Source organism: Methylomonas paludis (assembly GCF_018734325.1).
In the GTDB taxonomy this organism is placed as follows: domain Bacteria; phylum Pseudomonadota; class Gammaproteobacteria; order Methylococcales; family Methylomonadaceae; genus Methylomonas; species Methylomonas paludis.
Genome location: NZ_CP073754.1, coordinates 140267 through 166914, shown reverse-complemented (window position 1 = coordinate 166914; position 26648 = coordinate 140267). Strand labels below are relative to the sequence as shown.

Below are 26648 nucleotides of genomic sequence, written 5' to 3'. Positions count from 1 at the left end.
TTTGATTAAGGCTACGCTGCGAACCCCTCGATTCCACTACGTTGCATCGAGGCTAGGGGTCGCGATGATGCAGGCTAGGTTGCTCTCGTTGCGCCGGTGTTTTGGGGATAGCTAACACCAAAGTTTTGGCGGCTTGCCTGGCGGCAAAGCCACCCTACATGCCTACGTTGATAGTTGATTTTGGGTTGAAGCGGGACAGGACAAGTTGAATCCCGCTGACCTTGGTTTGATTAAGGCTACGCTGCGAACCCCTCGATTCCACTACGTTGCATCGAGGCTACGGGTCGCGATGATGCAGGCTAGGTTGCTCTCGTTGCGCCGGTGTTTTGGGGATAGCTAACACCAAAGTTTTGGCGGCTTGCCTGGCGGCGAAGCCACCCTACATGCCTACGTTGATAGTTGATTTTGGGTTGAAGCGGGACAGGACTTAGTTGAATCCCGCTGATCTTGGTTTGATTAAGGCTACGCTGCGAACCCCTCGATTCCACTACGTTGCATCGAGGCTACGGGTCGCGATGATGCAGGCCATAGCACGATTGCTGTATCAGGGCGCTAATCAGAACCTTGGCTAACTGATTTCGCCTTGATCCGTTCAATATCGCTTTCCAATAAGCGAATGCTGATGGCTTTCTGCTTGTTCATTTGGGCGTAACGGTTTATTTCGTTTTCGACATCATCGACGCTTTGCGCCTCCCCACTTTCAATATATTCAACAATAGCGTTTTCTTCGGCAGTCATTTTAATTGTCATACCCTGCTCCAGTGCGTTATTTCTTTTGGTATTTACGGCTTGGAATGATGTTTTTTAGCAAAATAGTATCCATTTCTTCAATAAAGGCTGCGTAATAAACATATTCCAGGATTTGTACCATAAAAAATCTTTGCTTGGGATATCTGAGAGGATAATGTGAAAACCACTGAACATCGGTTTTCAACAGCAATTAACAGCCGGAATCCCCCCCAATCACTCACCCAAGCAAATCTAACTTCAACCCAGGCTTACGAAAATTACTGGTTTTGCGTTAAAATAAAAGGCTTTTTTCAAGACAGCGCCTATGGCTTGCCTGGGCGGTTTTTGTTTTAGGCTTTATGCCTCCGTGATCTGGAGTTTTTGATATGCGCATCATCCTGTTAGGCAGCCCTGGCTCAGGCAAGGGCACCCAAGCTCAGTACCTCACCGAGAAGTTCGGCATTCCGCAAATTTCAACCGGCGATATGCTGCGGGCAGCCGTGCGTGAAGGCACGCCGCTGGGCGTAGAGGCCAAAAAGGTAATGGATGCCGGCGGGCTGGTTTCCGATGACATTATTCTGGGTCTGATCAAAGAACGAATTGCGCAATCTGATTGTGTAAACGGGTTTTTGCTGGATGGTTTTCCACGCACCATCGCTCAAGCTGAAGGGCTGGCAAAATTGGGGGTTGGGCTTGATTACGTGATTGAGATTGCGGTTGAAGATGCCGAAATCATTAAACGCATGAGCGGTCGGCGGGTACATTTGAGCTCTGGCCGGACTTATCATGTGATTTACAATCCGCCCAAACAGGCCGGCCTGGATGATGTGACCGGCGAAGCACTGATTCAGCGTGATGATGACCAGGAAGAAACTGTGCGCAAGCGTCTGGAGGTATATCACGCCCAAACCAAACCGCTGGTTGAGTTTTATTCGGCAGCCGGGCAATCGGCAAAATTTGCCAGTATCTCCGGTGTGGGTGCGGTTAGTGATATTACCGCACAGTTGTTCGCAATTTTCAGCTAATGTGTTTTAGCCAATTAATTATGTGGGACCCGATCAATGGCAGGTAAAACCTTATACGACAAACTTTGGGATGATCATGTGGTGCATCGCGAAGCAGACGGCTCGTGTCTGATTTATATAGACCGACAGTTATTGCACGAAGTCACTTCGCCGCAGGCGTTTGATGGCCTGCGTCTGGCCGGACGTCAACCCTGGCGCACCGAGCGCAATCTGGCCGTCGCTGATCACAATGTACCGACTACTGATCGTGTTCAAGGCATTGCTGATCCGGTTTCACGTCTGCAGGTTGAGACTCTGGATAAAAACTGTGCTGAATTCGCGATTACCGAATTTGATATGCATGATGTGCGGCAAGGTATTGTGCATGTGGTGGGGCCAGAACAGGGCGCGACACTGCCGGGCATGACAGTGGTATGCGGTGACTCGCATACCTCCACGCACGGAGCATCTGCAGCGCTGGCATTCGGCATCGGTACCTCGGAAGTGGAACATGCATTGGCTACGCAGTGCCTGGTACAGAAAAAAGCCAAAAATCTGCTGATTAAGGTCAACGGCCAAACCCGGCCCGGTGTGACGGCCAAGGATATTGTGCTGGCCATTATCGGCCATATCGGCACCGCCGGCGGCAATGGCTATACCATAGAATTTGCCGGTTCTGCGATTAGTGCACTGAGTATGGAAGGCCGGATGACAGTGTGTAATATGGCCATTGAGGCCGGCGCACGTGCTGGTTTGATTGGCGTGGACGACATTACTATCGATTATTACCGGAATCGCCCTTACTCACCTAAAGATGGCGACTGGCATCAAGCTGAGCGGTATTGGCAAACCCTGCATTCAGACAGCGATGCGGTGTTTGATAAGGTTGTGGAACTGGATGCCGCCACCATCAAGCCGCAGGTAACCTGGGGCACTTCTCCGGAAATGGTGGTTGCGGTGGATGCCAGTGTGCCGGATCCAGCCCAGGAAGCCGACAGCGTCAAGCGGGAAGGTATTAGCCGGGCTTTGCAGTATATGGGTTTGCAAGCTGGTCAGAAGATTACTGATATTCAGTTGGATCGGGTGTTTATCGGCTCATGCACTAATTCCCGCATCGAGGATTTGCGCCAGGCTGCGGCGGTTATTCATGGCCGTCAGAAAGCGGCAGGCGTGAAGCAGGTTTTGGTGGTGCCGGGCTCGGGTCTGGTAAAAAAACAGGCTGAAGCTGAAGGACTGGATCAAGTTTTTCTGGCGGCCGGTTTTGAATGGCGTGAGCCTGGTTGTTCTATGTGTCTGGCTATGAACGCCGACCGTCTGGAAGCTGGTGAGCATTGTGCATCCACTTCTAACCGCAATTTTGAAGGACGGCAAGGTTACGGCGGACGCACGCATCTGGTCAGCCCGGCTATGGCAGCGGCGGCGGCAATTGCCGGCCATTTTGTTAATGTTGCGGAACTTGATTCAGGAATATCAGCATGAAAGCCTTTACCCAATTAACCGCGCTGGTAGCCCCTTTGGATAGAGCCAATGTGGATACTGACGCCATTATTCCCAAACAGTTTTTAAAATCTATCCGCCGCGCCGGTTTTGGGCCGTTTTTGTTTGATGAGTGGCGCTATCTGGACCGGGGTGAACCGGAAATGGATTGCAGCAATCGGCCTTTGAACCCGGAATTTGTGTTGAATCAAGCGCAATATCAAGGGGCGCAGATTTTGCTGACCCGAGAAAATTTCGGTTGCGGTTCGTCACGCGAACATGCGCCCTGGGCACTGGAAGATTTTGGGTTTCGCGCCATTATTGCGCCGAGCTTTGCCGATATTTTTTATAACAACTGCTTTAAGAACGGCATTTTGCCGATTATTTTGCCTGCTGCCCAAATTGATCAGCTGTTTGGCGAGATTAATTCTGGTTATCAGTTGAGCATTGATTTGCAAAGTCAGACTATCACCACACCGTCTGGAGCCTTACTGACTTTCAGCATCGATGAAAACCGCCGCTACCGCTTATTGAACGGCCTGGATGACATTGCCTTGTCGTTGTTATATGCGGACAAGATTAAAGCTTATGAATTAGAACGCGCTAAACGAGCCCCCTGGTTGTTTAGAGAAGCATAGATACGTTTATTAGGAACAGAATAATGACCAAAAAAATTGCAGTACTGGCCGGTGATGGGATCGGCCCGGAAATTGTTGCCGAAGCCATCAAAGTGTTGAGTTTTGTCAATACCGATATGAAGCTGGGCCTGGTGTTTGATAACGCCCTGATCGGTGGCGCCGCTTATGATGCTTTCGGCACACCATTACCGCAACAAACCCTGAATTTGTGTAAACACGCCGATGCGGTATTGCTGGGTGCGGTGGGCGGACCGAAATGGGAACCACTGGCTCATGCTGTGCGTCCGGAACGCGGTTTACTGGGCATTCGCTCGGAATTGGGCCTGTTTTCCAATTTGCGTCCGGCTATTTTATATCCGCAATTGGTTGATGCTTCGACTTTAAAGCCGGAAGTAGTGTCGGGCCTGGATTTGATGATAGTCCGGGAATTGACCGGCGGTATTTATTTTGGTCAGCCGCGTGGTATCCGTACCCTGGAAAATGGCGAAAAAGTTGGGATTAACACCAAGATATATTCTGTTTCAGAAATTAAGCGGATCGCGCATTCGGCTTTCAAAATTGCCCAAAAACGCCATAAAAAGCTGTGTTCGGTAGACAAAGCCAATGTCCTGGAATGTACTGAGCTTTGGCGGCAGGTGGTTACTGAGGTGGGTAAGGAATATCCGGATGTCGAATTGAGCCATATGTATGTGGATAATGCCGCTATGCAATTAGTGCGGGCGCCTAAACAGTTTGATGTTATTGTGACCACCAATATGTTTGGCGATATTCTGTCGGATATTGCCGCTATGTTGACCGGTTCTATCGGCATGCTGCCTTCGGCGTCGCTGGATGCCAATGCCAAAGGTATGTACGAGCCTATCCACGGCTCTGCTCCGGATATTGCCGGCAAAGGCATTGCCAATCCTTTGGCAACCATTTTATCGGTGGCAATGATGCTGCGTTATACCTTTAATGAGAATGTGGCGGCTGAACGAATTGAGCAAGCGGTGAATGCTGCACTGGATGCCAAAGTTAGAACCGCGGATATTTTCTCTGAGGGTATGACCAAGGTCAGTACTTCCGGTATGGGTGACGCGGTGCTTAATGCTTTAAAAGGGGTTTAACTCTATGTCAAAAACTTATGATGTTGCGGTTGTGGGTGCCAGCGGTGCTGTTGGTGAAACCATGATCAGCATTCTGGAAGAACGCAATTTTCCGGTCGGCAAATTGTATGCACTGGCCAGTGAGCGCTCGGCTGGTAAACGTATTGGCTTCCGCGGCGAGTCGATTGTGATTGAAGATTTGGCCAATTTCGATTTTTCCAAAGTTCAAATCGGCTTATTCTCGCCGGGTGCGGCGGTGTCGGCCGAATATGCGCCTAAAGCAGCTGCAGCGGGCTGTGTGGTCATTGATAACACTTCGCAATTTCGCTATGACGACGATATTCCGCTGGTGGTGCCGGAAGTCAACCCGGCCCAGGTCGCCGATTATAAAAATCGCGGCATTATTGCCAATCCCAATTGCTCCACTATCCAGATGCTGGTGGCTTTAAAGCCGATTTATGATGCAGTTGGCATCAGCCGCATCAATGTCGCCACTTATCAGGCGGTGTCCGGCACCGGTAAGGAGGCAATTGAGGAATTGGCCAGCCAGACCGCTAATCTGCTGAATGCTAAACCAATTGTGGCTAATGTCTACCCTAAACAGATTGCTTTTAATGTATTGCCGCAAATTGATGTGTTTATGGATAACGGCTATACCAAGGAAGAAATGAAAATGGTCTGGGAAACCCGGAAAATTCTGGGCGATGCTGAGATTCTGGTGAACCCTACTGCGGTGCGGGTGCCGGTATTTTTCGGCCATTCCGAAGCGGTGCATATTGAGACCAAACAAAAAATCAGTGCCGAGCGGGTGCGGGAATTATTAAGCAAAGCGCCTGGGGTTACGGTACTGGATGAGCGGGTCGATGGTGGCTATCCGACGGCTGTCACTGAATCTGCCGGGCATGATGAGGTATTTGTGGGCCGTATCCGTGAAGATATTTCCGCGCCTAGCGGTATTAATCTGTGGGTGGTTGGCGATAATGTTCGCAAAGGTGCCGCTCTTAACAGTGTGCAAATTGCCGAATTGCTGATCAAAGATTATCTGTAACTTGAGAGATGGGTTTGCTATGGCCATGATGTTGTCTGGGGCTAATATCCGTAACGCTGTGCTGGTGTTGATGCTGTTGGTATCAGCACCAGGATATGCACTGGGGCCAGATGACGATATGTCTGGAAATCCTGACAATCCGCCGGCACTGGCAGCAGAGACGCTTGATCAGGCAAATGATGAACCGCTGAAAACATCTGCATCGAGACCTAAAGTCAAAAAAATAGCCCATAAACCGGCAGCCGATCCTTTTCACCCTGAAACCAATAGTTTTGGCCCCACCCGACCGGCCGATAGCTTATCGGCGATAGCCAAGCGCATTGCCGGGGAACGCGGCCAGTCAGCTGAGCAATTATTTACTGCGATTTATCAGGCCAATCCCCAAGCTTTTAACCATGATGATATTAATTCGCTGCAAATTGGGGTGATTTTGCAGATTCCGGATTTAGCGGTTCAACCCGGCAGCTCGGCCACACAAACTCATGAACCTGATGCAGCGGCTCAAACCCAAATTCAGGATTTGGAACAACAGCTGAGTGTTTTACAACAAGCCTTGTCTGAAAAAGATCAACAACTTGCCGCCCGGCAGCCTGGCCCGACACCAACTCCGCCGACTGTGGATACGGTTGCGGTAAGCAGTTTACAGCTATGGTTTGGGGCACTGGCGGCCGCTGGTTTAACGGCATCTGTCTGGCTGCTGCGGCAGCGCAAGCAGTCTAGCCCCTCTCCGCGCTCTGCTAAATTCGAGTCTGGGCCTGACCGGCACCAAGGCGATGCTAAGCCCAATGATATCGCCGCCAATACCGTAAGCTCTGTCGACGATGCTGATGATTTTGATTTTGATTTGGACGCTTTGCTGGCCAGCAAGAATTTTGATGCCGGCGCGGTAAGCGATGGCTTTGATCTGACCGATAATGACGAATTGGAAACCAAAATTGATTTGGCCAAAGCTTATGTGGATATGGGTGAAACCTCAGCTGCCAGATTAATTGCCAACGAGGTTTTAGCAAAAGGCAACCTCGCCCAACAAGCTACGGCATTAGCCTTACTGGACGAGATTAAGCGCTTGCTTTAATCAATCTTCACTCGCGACCAAGTGGAGAATATGATCTTTGTGCTGCTCTACTCTGGCAAATCGGGTTTGCAGGGCATGCAGAGTGATATTTGCCATATTTTCCTCCTGAACCAGCAGATGTTCCTGCAAACTTTCCAGCATGGGCAAAAAATCCAGAAATCCGTAAAAACCCAGTGAGCCTTGCAATTTGTGGGCAAACTGCCAGGCTTGCAGATAATCTCTTTGTTGCAAAGTTTGCTGAATATCAGCCAGATTCTCCGGCACTTCAGTAAAAAGGCTGTTCAGCAGCTTTTCAGCCAATTCCCGCTTAAATAGGGTTTTTTGGCTAATTTGCGCGGCATAATAGGCTGGCAGATCCGCACCGGCAAGCCCTAACCATTGTTGTAAAATCCTGCGTAAATTCTCTAACAATATGGGCTTGAACAAACAATCGTTATAACCGGCTGTGAGCAAGGCGTGACGCACATCGGCGTTTTCAGCGCTAATGGCGATACTGATGGTATGCAGATTTATGCTGTCACTGCTTCTGACTTTTTTAATCAGCTCCAGTCCGCTCAGAAATGGCATGTGCAGATCAAGCAATATCAAGCTGTATTTGCGGTTCTGCAACAATTGCCAAGCTTGCTTGCCGTGCTTGGCAACCGTAACGTCGTCTGTCCATTGGCTGAGTTGCTCGGTTAATAGCCAACTGTTGAGTTCGTTATCGTCGGCTATCAGTACCGAAAAATTTTGATTGGACATGTGGCAAATACTGGTCTGAGCGGGTAGATAGGCCGTTTTGCTACCGATCAAACCCCAAAAATCTTAGCCGGGCTAACTATAACTAGCCCCTGCATCGGCTGTGTAACTTATTACACTACGCCATCTTGTCCCTTAATTGCAAATATAAAGACTATGTCATTGTTATTTTTGACTTATCAAAAAATCTAACTATTCTGCGTAGCCTTAATGCCGCATAGCGGAATCGAGGTGTCGGCTTTTTAGTGATTTGACAAAATGTCTTCGATGCATACCATCGCGTTTTTGGCTCAATCTGCTGCGATGTTCCTCTGTTCCACTGCGTTGCATCGAGGCTACGCTGTCTAGTTTTCAATAGAGTAAATGCTTACTCAAAAACCAACAAGCAATAAAAAAGCCCCGCCGCTAACACGACGAGGCTTCGCTTTAACGCTTTACAGCTAAGCGGAGATTACATCATGCCGCCCATACCACCCATGCCGCCCATATCAGGCAGCGCTGGGCCTTTGTTATCGGCTGGGCTGTCAGCAATCATGACTTCGGTGGTGATCATCAAACCAGCAACCGATGCCGCATTCTGCAATGCAGAGCGGGTCACTTTAGCCGGGTCCAGAATACCCATTTCGATCATGTCGCCATATTCGCCGGTTGCTGCGTTGTAACCGAAGTTACCGCTGCCTTTTTTAACTTCGTTCAATACCACAGAGGCTTCATCGCCAGCGTTGGTAACGATTTGGCGTAAAGGCTCTTCCATGGCACGACGCAAGATGTTGATACCGACGGTTTGGTCGTGATTTTTGCCTTCCAGATTTTCCAGAGCGGCTAAAGCGCGAATCAGAGCGGTTCCACCACCAGCGACAACGCCCTCTTCTACCGCAGCGCGGGTTGAGTGCAGAGCATCTTCAACACGGGCTTTTTTCTCTTTCATTTCAACTTCGGTGGCTGCGCCTACTTTGATAACGGCAACACCGCCAGCCAGTTTGGCCAGACGTTCTTGCAGTTTTTCGCGGTCATAGTCTGAAGTAGCTTCTTCGGCTTGTGCACGAATTTGTGCCACACGGCCTTTGATTTGTTCTTCATTGCCGGCACCATCAATAATGGTGGTGTTTTCTTTATTGATTTGTACGCGTTTTGCTGTACCCAGTTGGCTGATGTCGGCTTTTTCCAGAGACAGACCCACTTCTTCGGAAATAACGATACCACCGGTCAGAATGGCAATATCTTCCAGCATGGCTTTACGACGGTCACCAAAGCCTGGGGCTTTAACCGCAGAAACTTTAACAATGCCGCGCATATTGTTGACAACCAGGGTTGCCAAGGCTTCGCCTTCGACATCTTCGGCGATAATCAGCAAGGCTCTGCCTGATTTTGCTACGCCTTCCAGTACTGGTAACAATTCGCGAATGTTGGAGATTTTTTTGTCGTAAAGCAGAACGAATGGATCGTCCAGTTCTACGCTCATGTTTTCTTGTTTGTTAATGAAGTACGGTGACAGATAGCCACGGTCAAACTGCATGCCTTCGACTACATCCAGATCATTGTCCAGACCAGTGCCTTCTTCAACAGTGATCACACCTTCTTTACCGACTTTTTCCATCGCTTCGGCGATGATGGCGCCTACTGAATAGTCGGAGTTAGCGGAAATGGTGCCTACTTGGGCAATTGCATTGCTATCCACGCATGGAGTAGCCGCTTTTTCAATTGCGGCAACCGCAACTGAAACAGCCAAATCGATACCGCGCTTTAAATCCATTGGATTCATGCCGGCTGCCACTGATTTTAAGCCTTCGTTGACGATGGATTGAGCCAGCACAGTAGCAGTTGTGGTACCGTCACCGGCTACATCAGAAGTTTTAGACGCCACTTCTTTGACCATTTGTGCGCCCATGTTTTCGAATTTGTCTTTTAATTCGATTTCTTTCGCTACGGAAACACCGTCTTTAGTAATGGTTGGTGCACCGAAACTTTTATCCAGTACCGCATTACGGCCTTTAGGACCCAGAGTCACTTTTACTGCATTAGCCAAAATGTTGACGCCTTGCGCCATTAAAGTACGAGCGTCGCCGCCGAATTTTACGTCTTTTGCTGCCATTTCTTGTTTCCTGAAATTTTCTGAATTAATTGAAAAAGAGTGTGCCGGCTTAAGCCTAGCTCAATAATTAAGCTAAAATGCCCAAGATGTCTTCTTCGCGCATGATGATGTATTGTTCGCCGCCAACTTTGACTTCAGAACCAGAGTATTTGCCGAACAAAACTTTATCACCCACTTTGACTTCCAACGCACGCACTTGACCATTATCCAAAGGTTTACCAGCGCCCACTGCCAGAACGATACCTTCGCTAGGCTTTTCAGCAGCAGAACCCGGCAGGACGATACCGCCTGCAGTTTTGGTTTCTTCTTCTACACGTTTTACGACAACACGGTCATGTAACGGACGAATATTCATTAATATCTCCTATGTTCAGATTATAAAAAGGTTATAAAATTTATTAGCACTCATCTGCAATGAGTGCTAATAATATCCGGGTTTTGCACTCTGTCAAGGACTTTGGCATCATCTAGCCTTAATCCAGCCATTACATCAATATGAACGATCAACAATTACTTCGTTATAGCCGTCAAATCATGCTGCCGCAGATTGATATCGCCGGTCAGCAAAAACTACTGGCCGCCAAAGTGCTAATTGTCGGGGCCGGCGGTTTGGGCTCACCAGCCGCCATGTATTTAGCGGCAGCCGGCATCGGCCACATCTGTATTTACGATGACGATCAGGTCGATTTAAGTAATTTGCAACGTCAGATTGCTCACCACACTGTTGATATAGGGTTGGATAAAGCCATTTCAACCCTTAACACTTTAAAAAATATTAATCCTGAGATTAAGGTTCAGGCTCATAAAGTGCGCTTACAGGGTGAACAGTTGCTGCAGGAGGTAAGCCACGCCGATGTGGTGCTGGATTGCAGTGATAATTTTACGACGCGCTTTGCGGTGAATAGGGCTTGTGTGATGAACGAAACAGCGCTGGTGTCGGGTGCAGCTATTCGCTTTGAAGGACAAGTCAGCGTATTTACTCCCGGACTGAATGATAGCCCTTGTTACAATTGTCTCTATCAAAATGAGGGCGAGGAATTGCAAAACTGCGCCCACAATGGGGTGGTTGCCCCGATTACCGGGATAATCGGCAGTATTCAGGCTTTGGAAGCGATGAAATTAATCATGGCTATTGGTGATAATCTGACTGGCCGTTTGTTATTGTTGGATGGCTTGAATATGGAATGGCAAACCATGCGGCTGAAACGTAATCCCGCTTGTCCTACCTGTGGCTCCAACCATTAAACCGGTATGAAAAGCCGGGTTTCCCCGGCTTTTTCGCACTAAGCTGGGCGCTTATTTCTTTAACACCAACCCTTTTACCTTATTGATGAGTTTGCCAACCACGTTTAATAAAGCGGATTCGCTATCGCCGTGAGGCTCTATATTCCCAAACGGCTCTCCGTTTTTGGCGACATACCGGTAAATAAAATAACCCAATGGTGCAAATGCAAAACAGGCTATGACGACCATCAAGATTGCGAGTTCGATGATTCCAGACATGGGTACCTCCTCTAAATGACTTATTATTATTTTTGTCGCGATTCAGAATGTCACCAGCATTAATAAGCGCTTGATTGTGATTGCTCCGCTACTGGCGCTCAACACTTTCTGCGGCTATGTTTAATAAAAACTAATGACAATGAATAGTTTATTATTTTTTATCAAGGCCATAAGCCTCGTTGCTGACTATAACCCTATCGGTTTTAGGGTACAAGTAAAATTACTGCCCATGGTCTGCAACGCTTACGGGTACAGCAATTGAATGATGGATATATGCCTAAAAGAGATTTTTTCAGACATAAAAAAAGCCTCTACCTGGAGCGTAGGTAGAGGCTGTAGAGTAAGCAGTATAGTAGTAACTGCCTTAACAACGAGAAAAATTACACATTAACTGGGAATGGCATCACCTCCTAAATTAATAGTGCTGAATAAGGATGAAGCACAGAACAATGCCGTGGAGATAATAAACTCACCGGACATGAAACTGAGCACGCCTGATATCACTAGGAAACTAACCAGAATATCTTTGTAGCAATGACTGGATTTGTTCATTTTTATCACCTCTTTTAGTGATGATGTACACGCTTAAAATTAAGCCATTTGCGTGCCATAGCATTTTTTACCATTAAAAATCATAGTGTTAATGAATAACTGGCTTTCGATAAAAAATACTTCACTGATGCCATTGGTTTAATTAAACCAATCAATAGTGTGTATTACACCGCACCCGGTGTAAACAACCGATCTTGGCGGAGCGATTGCCGAATTAGTGCAGCTCACTATGTTTTATGCCATAGCCAAAGTAAATCACAAATCCCAGTAATAACCAGACAAACAAGCGTACCCAGGTATCAAACGGTAAACCTGCCATTAAGCCCAGACATACCAGGATACCGGCCAAGGGCACATAGGGCACTGCCGGACATTTAAAATGTCGGGGCAGTTCCGGATGACTGACCCGTAACACCCAAACCCCGCCGCAAACCAACACAAAAGCGAATAAAGTACCAATACTAACCAGTTCGCCCAATTTTTCTATGGGCATGAATCCTGCCAATAGTGCAACGGCTACGCCCACCAGTAAAGTGGATAGATGCGGCGTTTGAAATTTTGGATGAACCTGGGCAAATAGCGGCGGCAATAATTTATCCTTAGACATTGCATAAAAGATGCGACTTTGCCCCATCAGTAACACCAGCATAACCGAGGTTAAACCGGCTATCGCGCCTAATTTGATAATCGGCGACAACCAAAACATGCCGGTAAAATCGACGGCTAAGGCTATGGGTGCAGGCACATTTAATTGCGTATAAGAAACAATGCCGGTGAGTACTGCGGCCACCAGGATATACAATAGGGTACAAGTCAAGAGCGAAGCGATGATGCCTAACGGCACATCTTTTTCGGGATTGATGGCTTCCTGAGCTGCCGTGGAAACGGCATCGAAACCTATATAGGCAAAAAATATCACTCCGGCACCGGTTAATACCCCACTAAAACCAAAAGGGGCAAAGTCTGCCCAATTTTCGCTGTGAATATGTCCGCTTCCGGCAATAATAAACACAATTATCACGGTTAGCTTTATCAGTACCATAACGAAATTAAAGCTTGCCGACTGGCGAATACCGACTATCAATAATCCGGTAAGTAGTAATATGATTAAGGCTGCCGGTAAGTTTATGAAACCAGTGGCAGGATTAGCCAGATAGGCGGTGGTTAAGAATTCGGGCAGATGGATGCCGACAGAATTTAAAAAACTGGTTAAATAGCCGGCCCAACCTATGGCCACAGTGCTGCTGGCCAGCGCATATTCCAAAACCAAGTCCCAGCCTATAATCCAGGCCATCAGCTCGCCGAGGGTGGCATAAGCGTAACTATAGGCACTGCCGGATACCGGGATCATGGCAGCCAATTCGCTGTAGCACAATGCCGCCAAAGCACAGGCGATGCCGGCCAGCATAAATGACACTATGATAGCCGGCCCGGCATATTTGGCCGCCGCTATACCGGTTAGTACAAAAATGCCGGCACCAATAATAGCCCCCACCCCTAATACGATTAAATCTCTAGCCGTTAAGGTTTGCTTCAAACGGTTTTCTGCAGCGGTAAAGGCTGCTACCGATTTACATCTAAATAATTGTGGGGATAAGCGCATGGTTGTTGCCTGTTCCTGGTTGGTTTACAAAACTGTTTAGTTTATTTCGGGCTTATTGATGGCCCCATCAAACCGGGTCCCTGTGGTGATTGCATTCAAGAACTTGGCATCATGCAGCTTGGTCGCCGAAAAATCGGCGTTTGTTAAATCAGCACCGGCTAGATCTGCTCCGTCCATGTCCGCTGCAAACAAATCGGCATTTTGCAGATTGGCTTTGGCTAATTTAGCATGGCGCAGCATGGCCCTACCCAGCTTGGCATAGCTTAAATCGGCTGCGGTTAAGTCGGCACCTTTGAGATTGGCGCGCATCAGCCCCATAGACTGATTTTTCATATCTGCCGCCCAATCTATATGACTAAGGTTGGCATGGCTTAAATTGGCGGCTTCCATTACCGCAATAACCCGGCTGCCACTAAGATCGGCGTAGCTGAGATCGGCATGCATCAGACTGACGCCAAAAATACTGGTATTAGCCAAATTGGCATGATTTAAGTTGATGTTGGTCATGACGGTTAGATCCAGCGTCAGCCCTTGCAGATTGGAGTTGCTGAGATTGGCCCGGCGCAGATCGGCTCCCCATAGGTCGGCATTACGAAAATCCAGCCCCGATAAGTCCAGCTCGGTTAAGTCTTTACGGCGCAGATCGGCAGGATGCTGTTTATCCGCCGCCAGCAGCATTTGTTTAATCTGGGCACGGGTTAACTCGGCGGCATCTGCCATCATCGTGCTGAACCAGCATAGCACCAGTAAAACTTTACTGAGTGAAGAAAATTTCATAATAAATCTCCATGAGCTTATTTGTTGATGTTATTGTCAAGCCAGATTGGGATATTGCGAGATTACTGATAACTTTTCAATAATTTTTGTTAATGTATTGAAATGCGGCGACACTGACCTTTGTTGAGTTTACGCTATAAACTTGAGTATCCAGCAGCTAATTTACCCAGATTTTGCTGTTGTACCTGACTAAAATTTGACTGCCCACAAACCAGATCTCCGACTTGGCCAAGCGCTAAATTAAAATTGCCTTCCTCCAGCCAAGTGTATAAACTACTTATAAGCTTGAGTTTGGCCAAGCCGAAAATAAAAAATCTTTAGCCGGATACCTTCCATGCGAAGTTAAAATTCGCACTTGCGCTGTTGTTAGATTAAGCATTCCTTAGGCACAAAGCCATTACCACGCTCGTTAATGGTTTTTTAGCCAGCCCGTTTTAGCTTAGCCAAACAGGCTTAGCACTATTAGTCGTAGCCAAACCAAATTGGCATTCCTGATGCCTGTGATTTGAAATATGAGCTTGACCACTTTTCCCTTGCTTTGCTTGGCGGTTCCCGGCTGAATTTGGTATCAAGCTTTGTAATGACAGAGACATACATAGGTCTTAATCTATAAACTTTTGGTTAAAGTCAGATAAAAGGAACGTCGCATGAATACCAATAAGTCGTTCTCCAACTTCAAGCCTGCTTATTGTTCAGATAAACCAAAATTTAGCGTCCCTTTATATGGTCTGCTGGGCCTAACCGGACTCAATCTGGCCGAAACAAGCACAGCGCTGCTGACTACCTATCTATACCCCAACAGCATTGAACTGCCGGTATGGATGATCGGTTTATTGCAAACCCAGCCTATTTCTGTTGCCGTTTGTTTGATTGCCTGGCTGGTTTGGTTTGGCTTATTTCTGAAAAAATTTAATACCGCAAATGGACTTCAGCTTCAGAATGCGCGTCTACTAGATCGCAAGCGCTTGCTGCTGGATACTAACCCTTCGGTACTTTATGCCCATGAGGACGCTGTCACTTCTCCCTATCGTTGTACATTTATTACCGGCAATATTGAGAAAATGATTGGCTATACGTCTCAGCAGGTATTGGCTGACGCTGGTTTTTGGCAACAGCATTTGCATCCGGCCGATAAAGACAGAGTAATTAATGCCATTAAGGCCGCTGTTAACAGCGGCCTTAATGAACTCAATATCGAATACCGTTTTCATAAAGCAGATGGTAATTATTGCTGGATCCGTGACCATGCCAATTTGATTCGCAGCCCTGAAGGTAAGCTGGAATCGATCATCGGTTCCTGGATCGATATCAGCAATACCAAGTCTTATGAAAATGAGTTATTACGTTTGCGCATGGCGGCTGAAGCCAGTGTTGATATGATTATGCTGACGGATATCGACAGCAATATTGAGTATGTCAATCCCAGTTTTTGTGCATTCACCGGTTGGCAGTTTGACGAAGTGATCGGCATGACGCCACGCATATTAAAAAGTGGTAAAACACCTGTCGAACTCTACACGGCATTACACGAAACGCTGTTGCGCGGCGAACCTTGGCGCGGCCGCTTGCTAAACCGTCGTAAAAAAACCAAAACTTTCCCCATTGCCATAGCCGGACAAGCGGAACCACCTGATCCTAATCTTTATTGGGCCGAAGTCAGTATTACTCCCCTTAAAGACGATCAGGGCAGCATACTCGGCTATGTTTCGATTCAGCGCGATATAAGTGAACAAGTCCATATCGAAAATCAGTTATCGATGGAACGCATGGACACTGAAGCTCGTTTGCGTATTGCCAATATCCTGGATCGCCAAGAACCGCTAAAAACCCGTTTTGGTGCTTTATTAGATGAATTATTTTCTTTAAAAAGCCTGGCTATTCAACATAAGGGTGGAGTTTTCCTGCGTGAGGAAAACTCGCAAACCATGAACTTGTTTTTGCTGAGAGGCAGTTTTTCGGAAGAATTTATCCGCCGCGAACAGCAGATACAATTTGGCGATTGCTTATGCGGGAGAGCCGGCAAATCTGGCGAACTGCTGATTTCTGACGACTGTTTTTGCGATCCGCGTCATGATCATCAATTTGAGAATATGGTGAACCACGGGCATTATATTGTGCCTTTACTGGGCAATAGCACTGTATTGGGGGTGATGTTTTTATATACCGATCCCTATCCGCCTCAGGACGACACTCGTAAAAACACTCTAGTGCAAATTGGTCATATGATGGGTTTGGCTATTCTGCAAGATTTAGCCGGTCGCGCCCTGGAGGAAGCCAGGGATATTGCCAACGAATCTTCGCGTCAGAAAAGCGAATTTTTAGCCAATATGAGCCATGAAATCCGCACCCCTATGAATGGGGTTTTGGGTATGCTGGATCTGCTGCAATTAACACCGCTTACCGAAGAACAGACAGAATTTGCCAAAGTAGCCTATAATTCTGCCGAATCATTGCTGTATGTGATCAACGATATTCTGGACTTTTCCAAGATTGAATCCGGAAAACTTCTGCTGGAAAACATTGAATTCGATGTGCGCCAATTAACTGAAGAAATATGTATTCTGTTATCTGGACGCGCCCATGCTAAGAACCTGGAACTGAACTGTTTTGTCAGTCCCGACTTGCCTGCCAAACTGATAGGCGACCCTAATCGGCTACGGCAAATTCTGAATAATCTGATAGGTAACGCAGTTAAGTTTACCACTGCCGGCGAAGTATCCGTCGAATTGACTTGTATCGAGCAATCTCCCAACAGAGCAAAGTTACACTTCTCCGTCAAAGATACCGGCATTGGCATCAGGCCGGAGCAACATTCGCGTTTATTCCAGCCTTTTGTGCAGGCAAATAGCGCCACCACCCGCCGCTTTGGCGGCACTGGTCTGGGCTTATCCATCGCTAAAAACCTGGTGGAATACATGCATGGTGAGATTGGTTTGGACAGCACGCCCGGAGTAGGCTCTAATTTTTGGTTTACTGCTGAACTTGAGATACAAACCTCTCCAAAGTCGGCCAGTCCGAAAATTAATGGGCTAAGCGGTTGCCGAATTTTGATTGTGGATGATAATGCCACTAACCGACAAATTTTGAGCTGTTTCCTAAGTAACTGGGGGGCCAGTTCTGAAACTGCGGAAAATGCGGCTATCGCCCTGGAAAAACTCCAGACAGCCAGACTGGATAATCAAGCATTTGATTTGGCTATCCTTGATATGCAAATGCCGGATATGGATGGCCTTAATTTGGCCAGGATAATTGAAGCCGATCCGGCTTTGCAAAAAACCCACCGAATTTTACTGAGTTCGGGCAGCATAATTAGTGAAGCTGAGCGTATTAGCGCCAGGATAGCCAAGGTGTTGAGCAAGCCTATCCGCCAATCCAATCTATATGACATCCTTGCCAATATCATTCACCAAGAAAAGCCACAAATTTTAATTGAGCCTCTCCTCGAAAAAACCCCTGCTGATTACAATGGCCGCAAAGTATTATTGGTTGAGGATAATGCCACCAATCAAAAAGTTGCTTTATATATGCTGGCCCGGCTCAATTTGGAAACTGTGTTGGCTAAAGATGGTCAAGAAGCTATTATTGAACTTGAACACCAACATTTTGATTTGATTTTAATGGATTGCCAAATGCCTATTATGGACGGCTTTGAAGCAACTCGACTCTGGCGGCTTTACGAGCATGCCAACCAATTACCGCGTACTCCGATTATTGCCTTAACGGCGAATGCTATGCAGGCGGATATGGAAGCCTGTTTAGTGGCCGGCATGGATGATCACATGAGTAAACCGTTTAACAACAACAAACTACTGGAAATGCTCAATAAATGGTTAGATGTTAAAGTAGATCGTCCCTCGGTTGCGCAGATTTGGCAACCTGATGAAATGCTGCAAAACCTGGACGGTGACCAAGAATTACTGGATGAATTAATCTGGTTATTAATCAAAGACGAAGCGCCACAACTGATCACCAGCTTGAACACTTGTTTAGCTAATAATGATGCCAGTGCGCTCAGCCAGACTGCCCATACCTTAAAAGGCATAGCCGGCCAATTTTGTGCGAAGGCACTCCAGAGTTTGGCTGCACAACTTGAAGCCGATGCGCGCCAAGGCATAATTAGCCCATTAGCAACTGAAAATCTGATCATGGCGCTGGAAAAACTCTGTGCAGAAGCCCAGTTGGTTATTAGCCAAGCGCCTGACACTTAAACTTAGATATTGAATTTACTCATGAGTTTTCATTATGCTTGTATTGATAGTCGAAGACAGCAAGATTAGCCAGCGCAGCATAGAAGCCAAAGTTAAAAGCTGGGGCTATGATGCCATCTGCGCCGGCAGCGGTGAAGAAGCCTGGGAAATATTGCTTAAACATGAAGTCCGATTGGTCATTACCGACTGGATGCTGCCTGGCATGGATGGCCCTTCATTGTGCAAGAAAATTCGGGCCAGTGACCAACAGAATTATGTTTACATCATCATGATTACGGCGCTTGAAGGCCTGGGCTCCATGGTGATAGGCATGGAAGCCGGAGCTGACGACTTTATCCGCAAGCCTATTATTTTTGAAGAACTGTTGGCACGCATCCGGGCGGGTGAACGGGTGCTTAATCTGGAACAAAAATTACAACTGCAAAATCAGCATTTACTGCGCTTAACCGCTGAACTGGAAAAAGCTCATTCCCAATTACATGGCGAATTGGTGTTGGCGGGCGAGATGCAAAAAAAATTATTGCCGGAGAGCGCCAGCCTTATTCAGGATGTTTATTTTGAGAGTATTTATTTACCTTCACTACATGTTTCCGGCGACTTGCTGAATTTCTTCGCACTTGACCATCATCATATTGGCTTCTATACCATAGATGTTGCTGGTCATGGCGTATCAGCCGCCATGATGGCTTACACACTCAACCGGGTATTAAACCCGGAATTGAATAAAAACTGTCCACTAAAACACCATAAACTCTCGCCACCATTTTACGAACTGGTCAGCCCACCTTCTTTAGCCGTTCTGGAGCTGAACGATAAATTCCAAAATGATAACGAAGACAGTCTGTATTTCACCATGCTTTACGGCATTATAGACACTAATGCCCGCAAGTTTTCGTTATGCCAAGCTGGTCATCCCAGTCCAATTTATATTAAAGCGAATAACCCGCCGCAAACGCTAGGCGATGGTGGATTTCCGGTAGGTCTGCTGCCTAATGCCGTTTATGACAACATCAGCCTTGCTTATGAGAGTGGCGATAGACTGTTTATGTTTTCAGACGGTATTACTGAATGTGAAAATGCAGATGGTGAGTTGTTTGGTACTCAACGTTTGCAGGCGTTTTTCACGGAAACCCAAGACTTGGATTTACCGGAATTACTCCAGCAATTACAAACTCAGATATGTGTATGGAACGGTGGGGATCAATTTGAAGATGATATTTCTGTACTGGCAATTAAATTTCCGTGACAGCTCTGGGTGATATATCCGAACTGGCTGTGTTTGGTGATCACGATTGGCTGCCGAATCAGTCAGCACCATAACATATGTTTACAATGCTTATTGCCTTAGCTTGGTCAGTATCAAGCGATTACAACTATCTGCCGAAGAATATCTGACTTCGCTCATGCAGTTCTTGATGAGCATAAGCCCCATACCACTTTCCGGAAGTGCATAAAGATTTTCAATATCGAAGCTAAACTCCTGGCCTGACTCGACCAGCACTCCCGGTTGCATAGCCTGACCATAATCGATGACCTCTATCACGGCTTTGTCTTCAAATAAGGTATAGATTACTTTGACAATGGCTTTTTCGAGATCTGAATAAGCATGCTCAATTACATTATTAACTGCTTCAACAACCGCTAACTCAATTTCCGCACACTGTTCGGGTATAAAACCAAACGAAGAAACCGATCTAATACACAGGCCTAATAATCTGACATCGGCCAGATCATTTGCGATGGAAAAATTAATTTTGTTCATAACTGGACCACAAAACCCCAATTTCAGACGACTGACAGCTTGGTTATCATTAAATTTTTTTGATGCTAAAGCTCTTCGAGCGCCTTGCTCTCTTCTGGATAGATAGCAAACACCTGATCCATTCGCGTCAATTTAAACATGGCGGCAACTGCAGGTGATAGGTTACTAAGCGCAATTTTACCTTTTATACCCATATGCTTGAGACAGGATACCACTGCACCCAAGCCACTGCTGTCTATGAAGTCAATATTAGCCATATTAATCAGTACAATTTTATGGCCTTTATCAATAAAGTCTGTCATCTGATTTTTAAAGGCAACCGCTACACTGGCATCCAAACGTTTATCGGCCAAGGTCAGCACCAAAATTTGATTTACTTGCTTTTCGTCAATTTCCATAATAATTTTTCAATAATGCTGAGTTTAAAAACGTAATGCCAGCCAATCACTGCCAGGACCGGCATAACATACTGTTTGTCTAATCAAGAGCGAAACCGTTATTTTGGCCGATTCGTGGAAAACCCGCGACCTTAAACAAACTTTCGTCTATCTCTAACTACTAGCACTTTTGGTTAGAGCTTATACACCGACAGTTTGATGTGTCAATACATTTTTATTTAGTCCGGCTCAACCAGATTATTGGCTGTCATCTGGGTTTATGATTTGATTTTAAGTCCGGCAAAAGCCTATATTATTAAGTTCTATCATCGCATTTGTTAGGTCGGAAAACCTAAGTACCGGCTTTGATGCTCTAAACTTGCAAGCCCTTGCTAACGCTACAATATTTTTCGGGATTAAATCGTTATAAATCCACGCCAAACCTGACTGTTTGCCTGTGCCAGCAAGTCCAGTACAAATCGCTGCGCCAACTCCAAATTGCTAGCGGCCTGATAGGATAAACCAGAACCCAGGCTAAAATCCAGACCTTGTATACTCAACAAAAATGCCGGTGGCGGTTTGAGTCCGGTGATATTTTGATAAACCTGTAATACAGCGGCAGGACTCATGGCGTGACTGGTATAACTGTTATCCTGGCTGGGGCTAACTTCATCAAGTTGACAGGCTGTTCGACATGTTAGCGATGCATCGATAAACAACACCAGCTCCCGGTTTTGCAGATCCAGCGCGTGTTCAATCTGCAATTGAAAATCAGTCTGTAATTCGATACATGTCTGATCAATATGGTCAGTTATTGCTTCCAACAACAATGGCCCTAGGCCATCATCTCCCCGACTTGGATTGCCGCAGGCTATCAAAATAATGGGTTTACTCATTATAATTGATGAATGTATTCACCATCATGGTTGCGGATCAGCCGATCTAACAGTTGGCCTTGAGCATCCAGTAATTCGAGCTGGAGCGGCATTTTACCGACAGCATGGGTGGCACAGGATAAACAGGGATCGTATGCGCGTATCGCTACTTCCAGGTTATTCAGCAGGGGCTCGGTTAGTTCTCGGCCAGACAGGTATTGAGCCGCCACCTGGCGTACCGATTCGTTCATTGCCATATTGTTGCTGGTGGTAGAAACAATCAGATTGGCTTTGGTGACTATGTCGTTTTCGTCTATCTGGTAATGATGAAACAGGGTGCCGCGCGGCGCTTCAATCACGCCTATCCCTTCATAGCGTTTTTCGCCTTTGGCTACCAGTTCGCTACTGGTAATATCGGGGTCGTATAATAGGGTTTTGATGCTTTCGGCACAGTGCAGCAATTCAATCAGGCGCGCCCAATGAAAAGCCAGAGTACTGTGTATCATTACTTCAGTACCTTGCCGCTTAAACTCTAAACGGGCGGTTTCTGCCAATGGGGTATCGATAAAATCGCAGTTATTAACCCGCGCCAGCGGCCCTACCCTATACCATCCCAGCGCTGTACCCAATGCCGTGAGGTACGGGAATTTCATATAACTCCAGGATCGGACTTCTTCATGGATAATATCGGGATAATGGCAATAATCAAAGTGATCCAGCAGGGTTGCGCCAAAATCATTTTTGGCGCGTAATCCGCCGTGATAAAGCTCTAATGCACCATTGGTTTTGATCAGCCCCAGATAGTTACTGCGTATGGTGGCAAATTCATCATAAAACGGCTGGTTGGCGGTGTGAATTTTTTTTACCAAGGCTACAGCCGCCACAGCCCAATTAATAACTTGGTCTATATCCTGGCGCAGATAATCGCGCTCTTCCCGGGTTAAGGCTTTGTTCATGCCGCCGGGAATTGCTGCGGTGCCATGCACGCGTTTACCGGATACCATGCGGATTACTTCTTGACCATATTTGCGTAATTTTACGCCTTGTAAGCCTATATCCGGATAATCGGTCAATACGGCGATAATATTGCGTTTACCGATTTCACTTTCAAAGCCATACAGCAGATCTGGACTGGACAGATGAAAGAAATGCAGGGCATGAGACTGCAGTACTTGACCAAAATGCAGTAAGCGCCGCAATTTATCGGCAGCAACCGGCAGATTTTCGGGATCGACGCCAACTAACTGATCAATGGCTTTAGCCGCTGCCAAATGGTGACTGACCGGGCAGATACCGCATAAGCGCTGCACCATGACCGGCAATTCCCAGTAAGGTCGACCCTGAATAAATTTTTCAAAACCGCGAAATTCGACGATATGGAGTCTGGCCTGCTTAACCTGATTGTTTTCATCCAGCAGTAAACTGACTTTGCCGTGACCTTCTACCCGGGACACCGGATCAACAATTACCCGTTTCAGTTTGGCCGGGTTCTCGGCAGTTTCAAGATGTTCGTACATAAGCTGTCTCTGCAAGTCTTATTAAGTGGGGTAGCCGCAAAAACGCTACTGCGGGTATTAGTCGTAATGTAGCTGTTGATAAGTCAGGCTGGGTTGACGACCATCCAGCAGGGCGGTTAAAAACTCCCAGAATACATCAGCTGAAGGTGGGCAGCCTGGCAAAAAATAATCGATTTTGACAATTTCGTGGAGTGGATAGACTTTATCAAGCAATAAGGGCAATTCCGGATCGCTGGGAATTTGTGGATTTTCAACACCGATACCATTCTGATAGGCTTCCAGTAAGCAATCTTCCAGATTGATATGGTTACGCATGGCCGGTAGTCCACCGTTGATAGCACAAGCACCGACAGCCACCAAAATTTTACAGTTTTTACGAAATTCCCTTAATACATGCACATTCTCGGAATTGCACACGCCGCCTTCAATCAAACCAATATCACACGATCCGCAATGCTCTATATCAGTTAAGGGCGATCGGTCAAATTCCACCGAATTGACCAAGGCTAACAAGCGTTCATCCAGATCTAAAAACGACATGTGGCAACCAAAACAACCCGCCAAGGATGTGGTGGCAATTCTGACTTTAGCCGCCATGTTCCCGCTCCTGCTGCAATGCTATTTCATTAATGGGTTGCTGATCATACTGGCGTTGACCAATAGGCAGTTGATAGGCGGTATGTTTAACCAGAATGGCGCCGGTAGGGCAGACATGCACGGCGGCATCGTTAAGCTCTATATCGCTGTCTTTTAATAAGCCGCTGACCGAGTTGATGATCAGGTGCTTTTGTAAGCCGCGGCCACTGATACTAAATACGTTTTTTCCATCAGTTTCCTGACTGGCTCGCACACACAAGGTGCAAAAAATACAGCGGTTATGATCGATCAATATTTGTTCATGCGAAGCATCAACCTGACGCTGTGGATAAAACAGCGGGAAATGATCGTCCTGCATTTTTAAGAAATAGGCCACGGCTTGTAGTTGACAATTACCGGTCTTTTCACAGGACGGGCAAAAATGATTACCTTCCACAAACAGCATTTGGGTGATGCTGCGCCGGTCATTGCTTAATTCCTGACTGTTGTTGATGACGGTTTGCCCCTCCTGCGCCGGAAAAGTGCAGGCCGAGCAATTACGACCATTAACCTGTACCGTACACAGCTTGCAACTGCCATGCGGACTATATCCTGACTTATGACATAGATGTGGAATGTAAACACCGGCGGCAGAGGCTGCTTCCATTATGGTTTGGCCGGGTTGAAACGGTATATTCCGACCGTCAATGTTGATGGTTTGACTCATCTCATTCCTCCACTTGCAACAGATGCGCTGCCGGATCATCGCGGTGCGCCATGCGCCGGGCAACGGCCAAAGCAGCATCCAGATCAAACCCCGGCTCATAACTAATATTTTTTAATTGGGCCTGATACAGTTCAGGATAGCGCTCCAGAGTGCTGATTATTGGGTTGGCTGCAGTTTGACCAAGTCCGCAATGGCTATAGTTTTTTACTAAGCGGCATAAGGCCTCTAATTCGGCGACATCGCCGGCAGAACCATAACCGTTGACTATTTTGTCAAACTGCTGTTTTAACAATGCAGTGCCTACCCGGCAGGGTGTGCAGAATCCGCAGCTTTCATGGGCAAAGAAATGACTGAAATTCTGGACGATTGCAAAAATATTGCGACTTTGGTTAAAGATCATGAATGAGCCGCCGCTGGCCAAATCTTCGAAAGCCAGTTTTCTATCCAGCTCCTGATCAGAGATAAATACACCGGAAGGCCCTCCCACCTGCACGCCAAGGACATCTTGGGCCTGGCAGTCTGCCAGTATTTCCCGGATGGTGCTGCCAAACGGATATTCATAAATGCCGGGTAAACCGCAATCCCCACTGATGCTTAATATCTTGCTGCCTGCCGATTTTTCGGTGCCGGCTGCCGTAAACCAGTCGGCACCGTGCACGGCAATTGCAGCTGCCGCCAGAAAGGTTTCGACATTATTCACTACTGTTGGTTTACCTAAATAGCCTTGAATGACTGGATACGGTGGCCGGTTACGCGGTATGCCGGGCTTACCTTCCAGAGATTCGATCAGGGCGGATTCTTCTCCACATATATAGGCGCCGGCGCCTAATCGAATTTGAATGTCAAAATCAAAATGCTGGTTGAGGATATTATCGCCCAGTAAGCCTTGCTGACGGCGCTGTTGCAAAACCTGCTGCAATTTGTCATACAGAAACTGGTATTCGCCACGCAAATACAAAAACCCTTGTTTGGCACCAATGATGGCCGCACAAAGCGTCATCCCTTCAAAAACCTGATGGGCCTGGCTATTGAGCAAGACTCTGTCCTTGAACGTTCCTGGCTCACCTTCGTCGGCATTACACACCACAAAATGCTGATCGCTGTCTGCTTCAGCACACAAACGCCATTTCAATGCGGTTTTAAAGCCAGCCCCACCCCGTCCACGCAAGCCGGACCGTTCCAGTTCGGTCAAGGTTGTCGGCAAGCCTCTGGCAAAAGCAGCTTGGAGTGCCGCTCCGTTTGTAATGGGTGTTTGCAGCAACAATCCGGGTTTACGAATATTATCAGCGACGGCAAACAATGACTCAGGCCATTCTGACAGGGGTATTTGCTGCTCTATCAAGCCGGCAATTTCGGTGAGTTTGGCGCAGTCGAGTGCAGATACCGCTAAACCATTGATAAGCGCGGCGGGCCCTTGATCACAGAGACCGGTGCAGGAGGTGTTATTTAGGCTGACCAGACCGTCTGCGCGAACTTCACCAACTTTAACATGTAATAAGTTAGCCAAATATTCGAGTAACTCTGTTTTACCCAACATACGATCCGTGATGGAATCGCTGAACAAGATATCGTAGCGGCCTTGTGCGTTTAAATGAAAAAAACTGTAGAATTCCACTACGGCGATGATTTGGCTTCTGGAAACATTTAAAGTGTCCGCCAGTTGATCTATGGCTGCAGCCGGAATGAACCGGTAACGATTCTGTATGACTCTGAGCATGTCCAGCAGCCTTTCGGCTTGCCCCCCAGACTCTGCAATAATTGCCTGAATAAATTCTTTCATGGTTTCACCACCGAATATTAATGGCTGCGGGATTACATGGGTAACTTTAAAAAATACGTCTTCAAATCAATCCTGGACTTTGAGATAAGGCCATTACTGGTAACTCAGGAAACCATCAAAATCCAAAAACAGCTGGTTTCAGCAGTGAAAGAGGTATTGCCGGACGAACTTGCCAAGCATGTTCAACATTGCGTCCATTCAGGCCAACGCCTGTTGATTTATACCGAAGCGGCTTGCTGGGCTGCGCAAATCCGTTTTTTTAATGAGGCTATTCTAAACAAAATGATTGGAGCTGCACAGCAAAACATCACCAGCCTGCAAGTGAGGATTATTCCCCCCATTGCCGGACAGCCCAGAACTCAGCAGACCAGTTTGCCCTCTGCGGCTAATATTGCCATGTTGCACCAGCATTTACAGAATCAAACCGAACCCGATGAGTTGGGGCAAGCGATGTCGCGACTGGCCGATACTTTGGAAAAGCGCCTAAAAACCCGACGCTAAACAGC

At 47.0% G+C, this 26648-nt stretch carries 25 protein-coding genes; 10 read left to right on the top strand and 15 right to left on the bottom strand.

The features are described 5' to 3' along the window. Window positions 1-552: 552 nt before the first annotated feature. Complete coding sequence (locus KEF85_RS00765; protein ID WP_215582631.1) at window positions 553-750, bottom strand: hypothetical protein; 198 nt, start codon at window positions 748-750, stop codon at window positions 553-555. Between the two features lie 365 nt (window positions 751-1115). Here KEF85_RS00765 and adk point away from each other — a divergent pair, with 365 nt between their 5' ends. The 6 genes from adk to KEF85_RS00735 are packed head-to-tail and all read left to right on the top strand — an operon-like array spanning window position 1116 to window position 7055. Further along, the gene (gene adk / locus KEF85_RS00760) at window positions 1116-1754 is read left to right on the top strand and encodes an adenylate kinase (RefSeq protein WP_215582630.1); all 639 of its coding nucleotides are present in this window, start codon (window positions 1116-1118) and stop codon (window positions 1752-1754) included. Window positions 1755-1790: 36 nt separating this feature from the next. Next, complete coding sequence (gene leuC / locus KEF85_RS00755) at window positions 1791-3212, top strand: 3-isopropylmalate dehydratase large subunit (protein ID WP_215582629.1); 1422 nt, start codon at window positions 1791-1793, stop codon at window positions 3210-3212. After that, window positions 3209-3847, top strand: a complete 639-nt coding sequence (gene leuD, locus KEF85_RS00750) for a 3-isopropylmalate dehydratase small subunit (RefSeq protein WP_215582627.1) — start codon at window positions 3209-3211, stop codon at window positions 3845-3847. The genes leuC and leuD overlap by 4 nt, the downstream gene beginning before the upstream one ends. 23 nt (window positions 3848-3870) lie before the next feature. Continuing rightward, the gene (gene leuB / locus KEF85_RS00745; RefSeq protein WP_215582625.1) at window positions 3871-4953 is read left to right on the top strand and encodes a 3-isopropylmalate dehydrogenase; all 1083 of its coding nucleotides are present in this window, start codon (window positions 3871-3873) and stop codon (window positions 4951-4953) included. A 4-nt stretch (window positions 4954-4957) separates the two neighbouring features. Then, a complete protein-coding gene (locus KEF85_RS00740) occupies window positions 4958-5980 on the top strand; it encodes an aspartate-semialdehyde dehydrogenase (protein ID WP_215582624.1) in 1023 nt (340 codons plus the stop codon). Between the two features lie 19 nt (window positions 5981-5999). After that, window positions 6000-7055, top strand: coding sequence for a FimV/HubP family polar landmark protein (locus KEF85_RS00735; RefSeq protein ID WP_246535002.1), 1056 nt, complete (start codon window positions 6000-6002; stop codon window positions 7053-7055). On the opposite strand, the gene KEF85_RS00730 is transcribed toward KEF85_RS00735, so the two are convergent. The 3 genes from KEF85_RS00730 to groES form a co-directional block, all read right to left on the bottom strand. After that, window positions 7056-7796, bottom strand: coding sequence for an Hpt domain-containing response regulator (locus KEF85_RS00730; protein WP_215582623.1), 741 nt, complete (start codon window positions 7794-7796; stop codon window positions 7056-7058). Between the two features lie 448 nt (window positions 7797-8244). Continuing rightward, entirely contained in the window at window positions 8245-9885 is a 1641-nt protein-coding gene (groL, locus tag KEF85_RS00725; protein ID WP_215582622.1) for a chaperonin GroEL, read from the bottom strand. Window positions 9886-9952: 67 nt separating this feature from the next. Further along, window positions 9953-10240, bottom strand: coding sequence for a co-chaperone GroES (groES, locus tag KEF85_RS00720; protein WP_215582621.1), 288 nt, complete (start codon window positions 10238-10240; stop codon window positions 9953-9955). A gap of 140 nt (window positions 10241-10380) precedes the next feature. Here groES and KEF85_RS00715 point away from each other — a divergent pair, with 140 nt between their 5' ends. Next, window positions 10381-11130 carry a HesA/MoeB/ThiF family protein gene (locus KEF85_RS00715; protein ID WP_215582620.1) on the top strand — a complete coding sequence of 250 codons (750 nt, stop codon included), beginning with the start codon at window positions 10381-10383 and terminating at the stop codon, window positions 11128-11130. Between the two features lie 51 nt (window positions 11131-11181). Here KEF85_RS00715 and KEF85_RS00710 read toward each other — a convergent pair whose 3' ends face one another. The 4 genes from KEF85_RS00710 to KEF85_RS00695 form a co-directional block, all read right to left on the bottom strand. Further along, on the bottom strand, window positions 11182-11388 hold the full coding sequence (locus KEF85_RS00710) for a hypothetical protein (RefSeq protein ID WP_215582619.1): 207 nt from the start codon (window positions 11386-11388) through the stop codon (window positions 11182-11184). A 387-nt stretch (window positions 11389-11775) separates the two neighbouring features. Next, window positions 11776-11940 (bottom strand): hypothetical protein, encoded by a 165-nt coding sequence (locus KEF85_RS00705; protein ID WP_215582617.1) that lies wholly within the window; start codon window positions 11938-11940, stop codon window positions 11776-11778. Between the two features lie 214 nt (window positions 11941-12154). Next, complete coding sequence (locus tag KEF85_RS00700; RefSeq protein WP_215582615.1) at window positions 12155-13543, bottom strand: amino acid permease; 1389 nt, start codon at window positions 13541-13543, stop codon at window positions 12155-12157. A 36-nt stretch (window positions 13544-13579) separates the two neighbouring features. Beyond that, window positions 13580-14320 (bottom strand): pentapeptide repeat-containing protein, encoded by a 741-nt coding sequence (locus KEF85_RS00695; RefSeq protein WP_215582613.1) that lies wholly within the window; start codon window positions 14318-14320, stop codon window positions 13580-13582. Window positions 14321-14967: 647 nt separating this feature from the next. On the opposite strand from KEF85_RS00695, the gene KEF85_RS00690 reads away from it, so the two are divergent. Both KEF85_RS00690 and KEF85_RS00685 read left to right on the top strand, forming a co-directional pair. Then, window positions 14968-18528 (top strand): response regulator, encoded by a 3561-nt coding sequence (locus tag KEF85_RS00690; protein ID WP_215582611.1) that lies wholly within the window; start codon window positions 14968-14970, stop codon window positions 18526-18528. A gap of 34 nt (window positions 18529-18562) precedes the next feature. Continuing rightward, entirely contained in the window at window positions 18563-19774 is a 1212-nt protein-coding gene (locus KEF85_RS00685) for a SpoIIE family protein phosphatase (RefSeq protein ID WP_215582609.1), read from the top strand. Window positions 19775-19864: 90 nt separating this feature from the next. Here the strand turns inward: KEF85_RS00685 and KEF85_RS00680 are convergent, their stop codons facing one another. The 7 genes from KEF85_RS00680 to KEF85_RS00650 all read right to left on the bottom strand — a co-directional run bounded on the left by KEF85_RS00680 (window position 19865) and on the right by KEF85_RS00650 (window position 26142). Next, window positions 19865-20290, bottom strand: coding sequence for an ATP-binding protein (locus tag KEF85_RS00680; protein WP_215582608.1), 426 nt, complete (start codon window positions 20288-20290; stop codon window positions 19865-19867). A gap of 65 nt (window positions 20291-20355) precedes the next feature. Further along, window positions 20356-20688: an STAS domain-containing protein gene (locus KEF85_RS00675; RefSeq protein WP_215582607.1), complete on the bottom strand. Its 333-nt coding sequence runs from the start codon at window positions 20686-20688 to the stop codon at window positions 20356-20358. A 395-nt stretch (window positions 20689-21083) separates the two neighbouring features. Then, window positions 21084-21563, bottom strand: coding sequence for a hydrogenase maturation protease (locus KEF85_RS00670; protein WP_215582606.1), 480 nt, complete (start codon window positions 21561-21563; stop codon window positions 21084-21086). Beyond that, a complete protein-coding gene (locus KEF85_RS00665; RefSeq protein ID WP_215582605.1) occupies window positions 21563-23059 on the bottom strand; it encodes a Ni/Fe hydrogenase subunit alpha in 1497 nt (498 codons plus the stop codon). The genes KEF85_RS00670 and KEF85_RS00665 overlap by 1 nt, the downstream gene beginning before the upstream one ends. A 57-nt stretch (window positions 23060-23116) precedes the next feature. Further along, entirely contained in the window at window positions 23117-23656 is a 540-nt protein-coding gene (locus tag KEF85_RS00660; RefSeq protein ID WP_215582604.1) for an NADH-quinone oxidoreductase subunit B family protein, read from the bottom strand. Next, window positions 23646-24362, bottom strand: a complete 717-nt coding sequence (locus KEF85_RS00655; protein WP_215582602.1) for a 2Fe-2S iron-sulfur cluster-binding protein — start codon at window positions 24360-24362, stop codon at window positions 23646-23648. The genes KEF85_RS00660 and KEF85_RS00655 overlap by 11 nt, the downstream gene beginning before the upstream one ends. Before the next feature lies 1 nt (window position 24363). Then, the gene (locus KEF85_RS00650; RefSeq protein WP_215582600.1) at window positions 24364-26142 is read right to left on the bottom strand and encodes an NAD(P)H-dependent oxidoreductase subunit E; all 1779 of its coding nucleotides are present in this window, start codon (window positions 26140-26142) and stop codon (window positions 24364-24366) included. Window positions 26143-26178: 36 nt separating this feature from the next. Between KEF85_RS00650 and KEF85_RS00645 the strand changes: the two genes are divergently transcribed. Further along, window positions 26179-26643: a DciA family protein gene (locus KEF85_RS00645; protein ID WP_215582598.1), complete on the top strand. Its 465-nt coding sequence runs from the start codon at window positions 26179-26181 to the stop codon at window positions 26641-26643. The last annotated feature ends 5 nt before the right edge of the window (window positions 26644-26648 follow it).

Coding starts and splice junctions, on each gene's coding strand:
- KEF85_RS00765 (WP_215582631.1), bottom strand. CDS start 750: ATGACAATTAAAATGACTGCCGAAGAAAACGCTATTGTTGAATATATT.
- adk (WP_215582630.1), top strand. CDS start 1,116: ATGCGCATCATCCTGTTAGGCAGCCCTGGCTCAGGCAAGGGCACCCAA.
- leuC (WP_215582629.1), top strand. CDS start 1,791: ATGGCAGGTAAAACCTTATACGACAAACTTTGGGATGATCATGTGGTG.
- leuD (WP_215582627.1), top strand. CDS start 3,209: ATGAAAGCCTTTACCCAATTAACCGCGCTGGTAGCCCCTTTGGATAGA.
- leuB (WP_215582625.1), top strand. CDS start 3,871: ATGACCAAAAAAATTGCAGTACTGGCCGGTGATGGGATCGGCCCGGAA.
- KEF85_RS00740 (WP_215582624.1), top strand. CDS start 4,958: ATGTCAAAAACTTATGATGTTGCGGTTGTGGGTGCCAGCGGTGCTGTT.
- KEF85_RS00735 (WP_246535002.1), top strand. CDS start 6,000: ATGGCCATGATGTTGTCTGGGGCTAATATCCGTAACGCTGTGCTGGTG.
- KEF85_RS00730 (WP_215582623.1), bottom strand. CDS start 7,796: ATGTCCAATCAAAATTTTTCGGTACTGATAGCCGACGATAACGAACTC.
- groL (WP_215582622.1), bottom strand. CDS start 9,885: ATGGCAGCAAAAGACGTAAAATTCGGCGGCGACGCTCGTACTTTAATG.
- groES (WP_215582621.1), bottom strand. CDS start 10,240: ATGAATATTCGTCCGTTACATGACCGTGTTGTCGTAAAACGTGTAGAA.
- KEF85_RS00715 (WP_215582620.1), top strand. CDS start 10,381: ATGAACGATCAACAATTACTTCGTTATAGCCGTCAAATCATGCTGCCG.
- KEF85_RS00710 (WP_215582619.1), bottom strand. CDS start 11,388: ATGTCTGGAATCATCGAACTCGCAATCTTGATGGTCGTCATAGCCTGT.
- KEF85_RS00705 (WP_215582617.1), bottom strand. CDS start 11,940: ATGAACAAATCCAGTCATTGCTACAAAGATATTCTGGTTAGTTTCCTA.
- KEF85_RS00700 (WP_215582615.1), bottom strand. CDS start 13,543: ATGCGCTTATCCCCACAATTATTTAGATGTAAATCGGTAGCAGCCTTT.
- KEF85_RS00695 (WP_215582613.1), bottom strand. CDS start 14,320: ATGAAATTTTCTTCACTCAGTAAAGTTTTACTGGTGCTATGCTGGTTC.
- KEF85_RS00690 (WP_215582611.1), top strand. CDS start 14,968: ATGAATACCAATAAGTCGTTCTCCAACTTCAAGCCTGCTTATTGTTCA.
- KEF85_RS00685 (WP_215582609.1), top strand. CDS start 18,563: ATGCTTGTATTGATAGTCGAAGACAGCAAGATTAGCCAGCGCAGCATA.
- KEF85_RS00680 (WP_215582608.1), bottom strand. CDS start 20,290: ATGAACAAAATTAATTTTTCCATCGCAAATGATCTGGCCGATGTCAGA.
- KEF85_RS00675 (WP_215582607.1), bottom strand. CDS start 20,688: ATGGAAATTGACGAAAAGCAAGTAAATCAAATTTTGGTGCTGACCTTG.
- KEF85_RS00670 (WP_215582606.1), bottom strand. CDS start 21,563: ATGAGTAAACCCATTATTTTGATAGCCTGCGGCAATCCAAGTCGGGGA.
- KEF85_RS00665 (WP_215582605.1), bottom strand. CDS start 23,059: ATGTACGAACATCTTGAAACTGCCGAGAACCCGGCCAAACTGAAACGG.
- KEF85_RS00660 (WP_215582604.1), bottom strand. CDS start 23,656: ATGGCGGCTAAAGTCAGAATTGCCACCACATCCTTGGCGGGTTGTTTT.
- KEF85_RS00655 (WP_215582602.1), bottom strand. CDS start 24,362: ATGAGTCAAACCATCAACATTGACGGTCGGAATATACCGTTTCAACCC.
- KEF85_RS00650 (WP_215582600.1), bottom strand. CDS start 26,142: ATGAAAGAATTTATTCAGGCAATTATTGCAGAGTCTGGGGGGCAAGCC.
- KEF85_RS00645 (WP_215582598.1), top strand. CDS start 26,179: ATGGGTAACTTTAAAAAATACGTCTTCAAATCAATCCTGGACTTTGAG.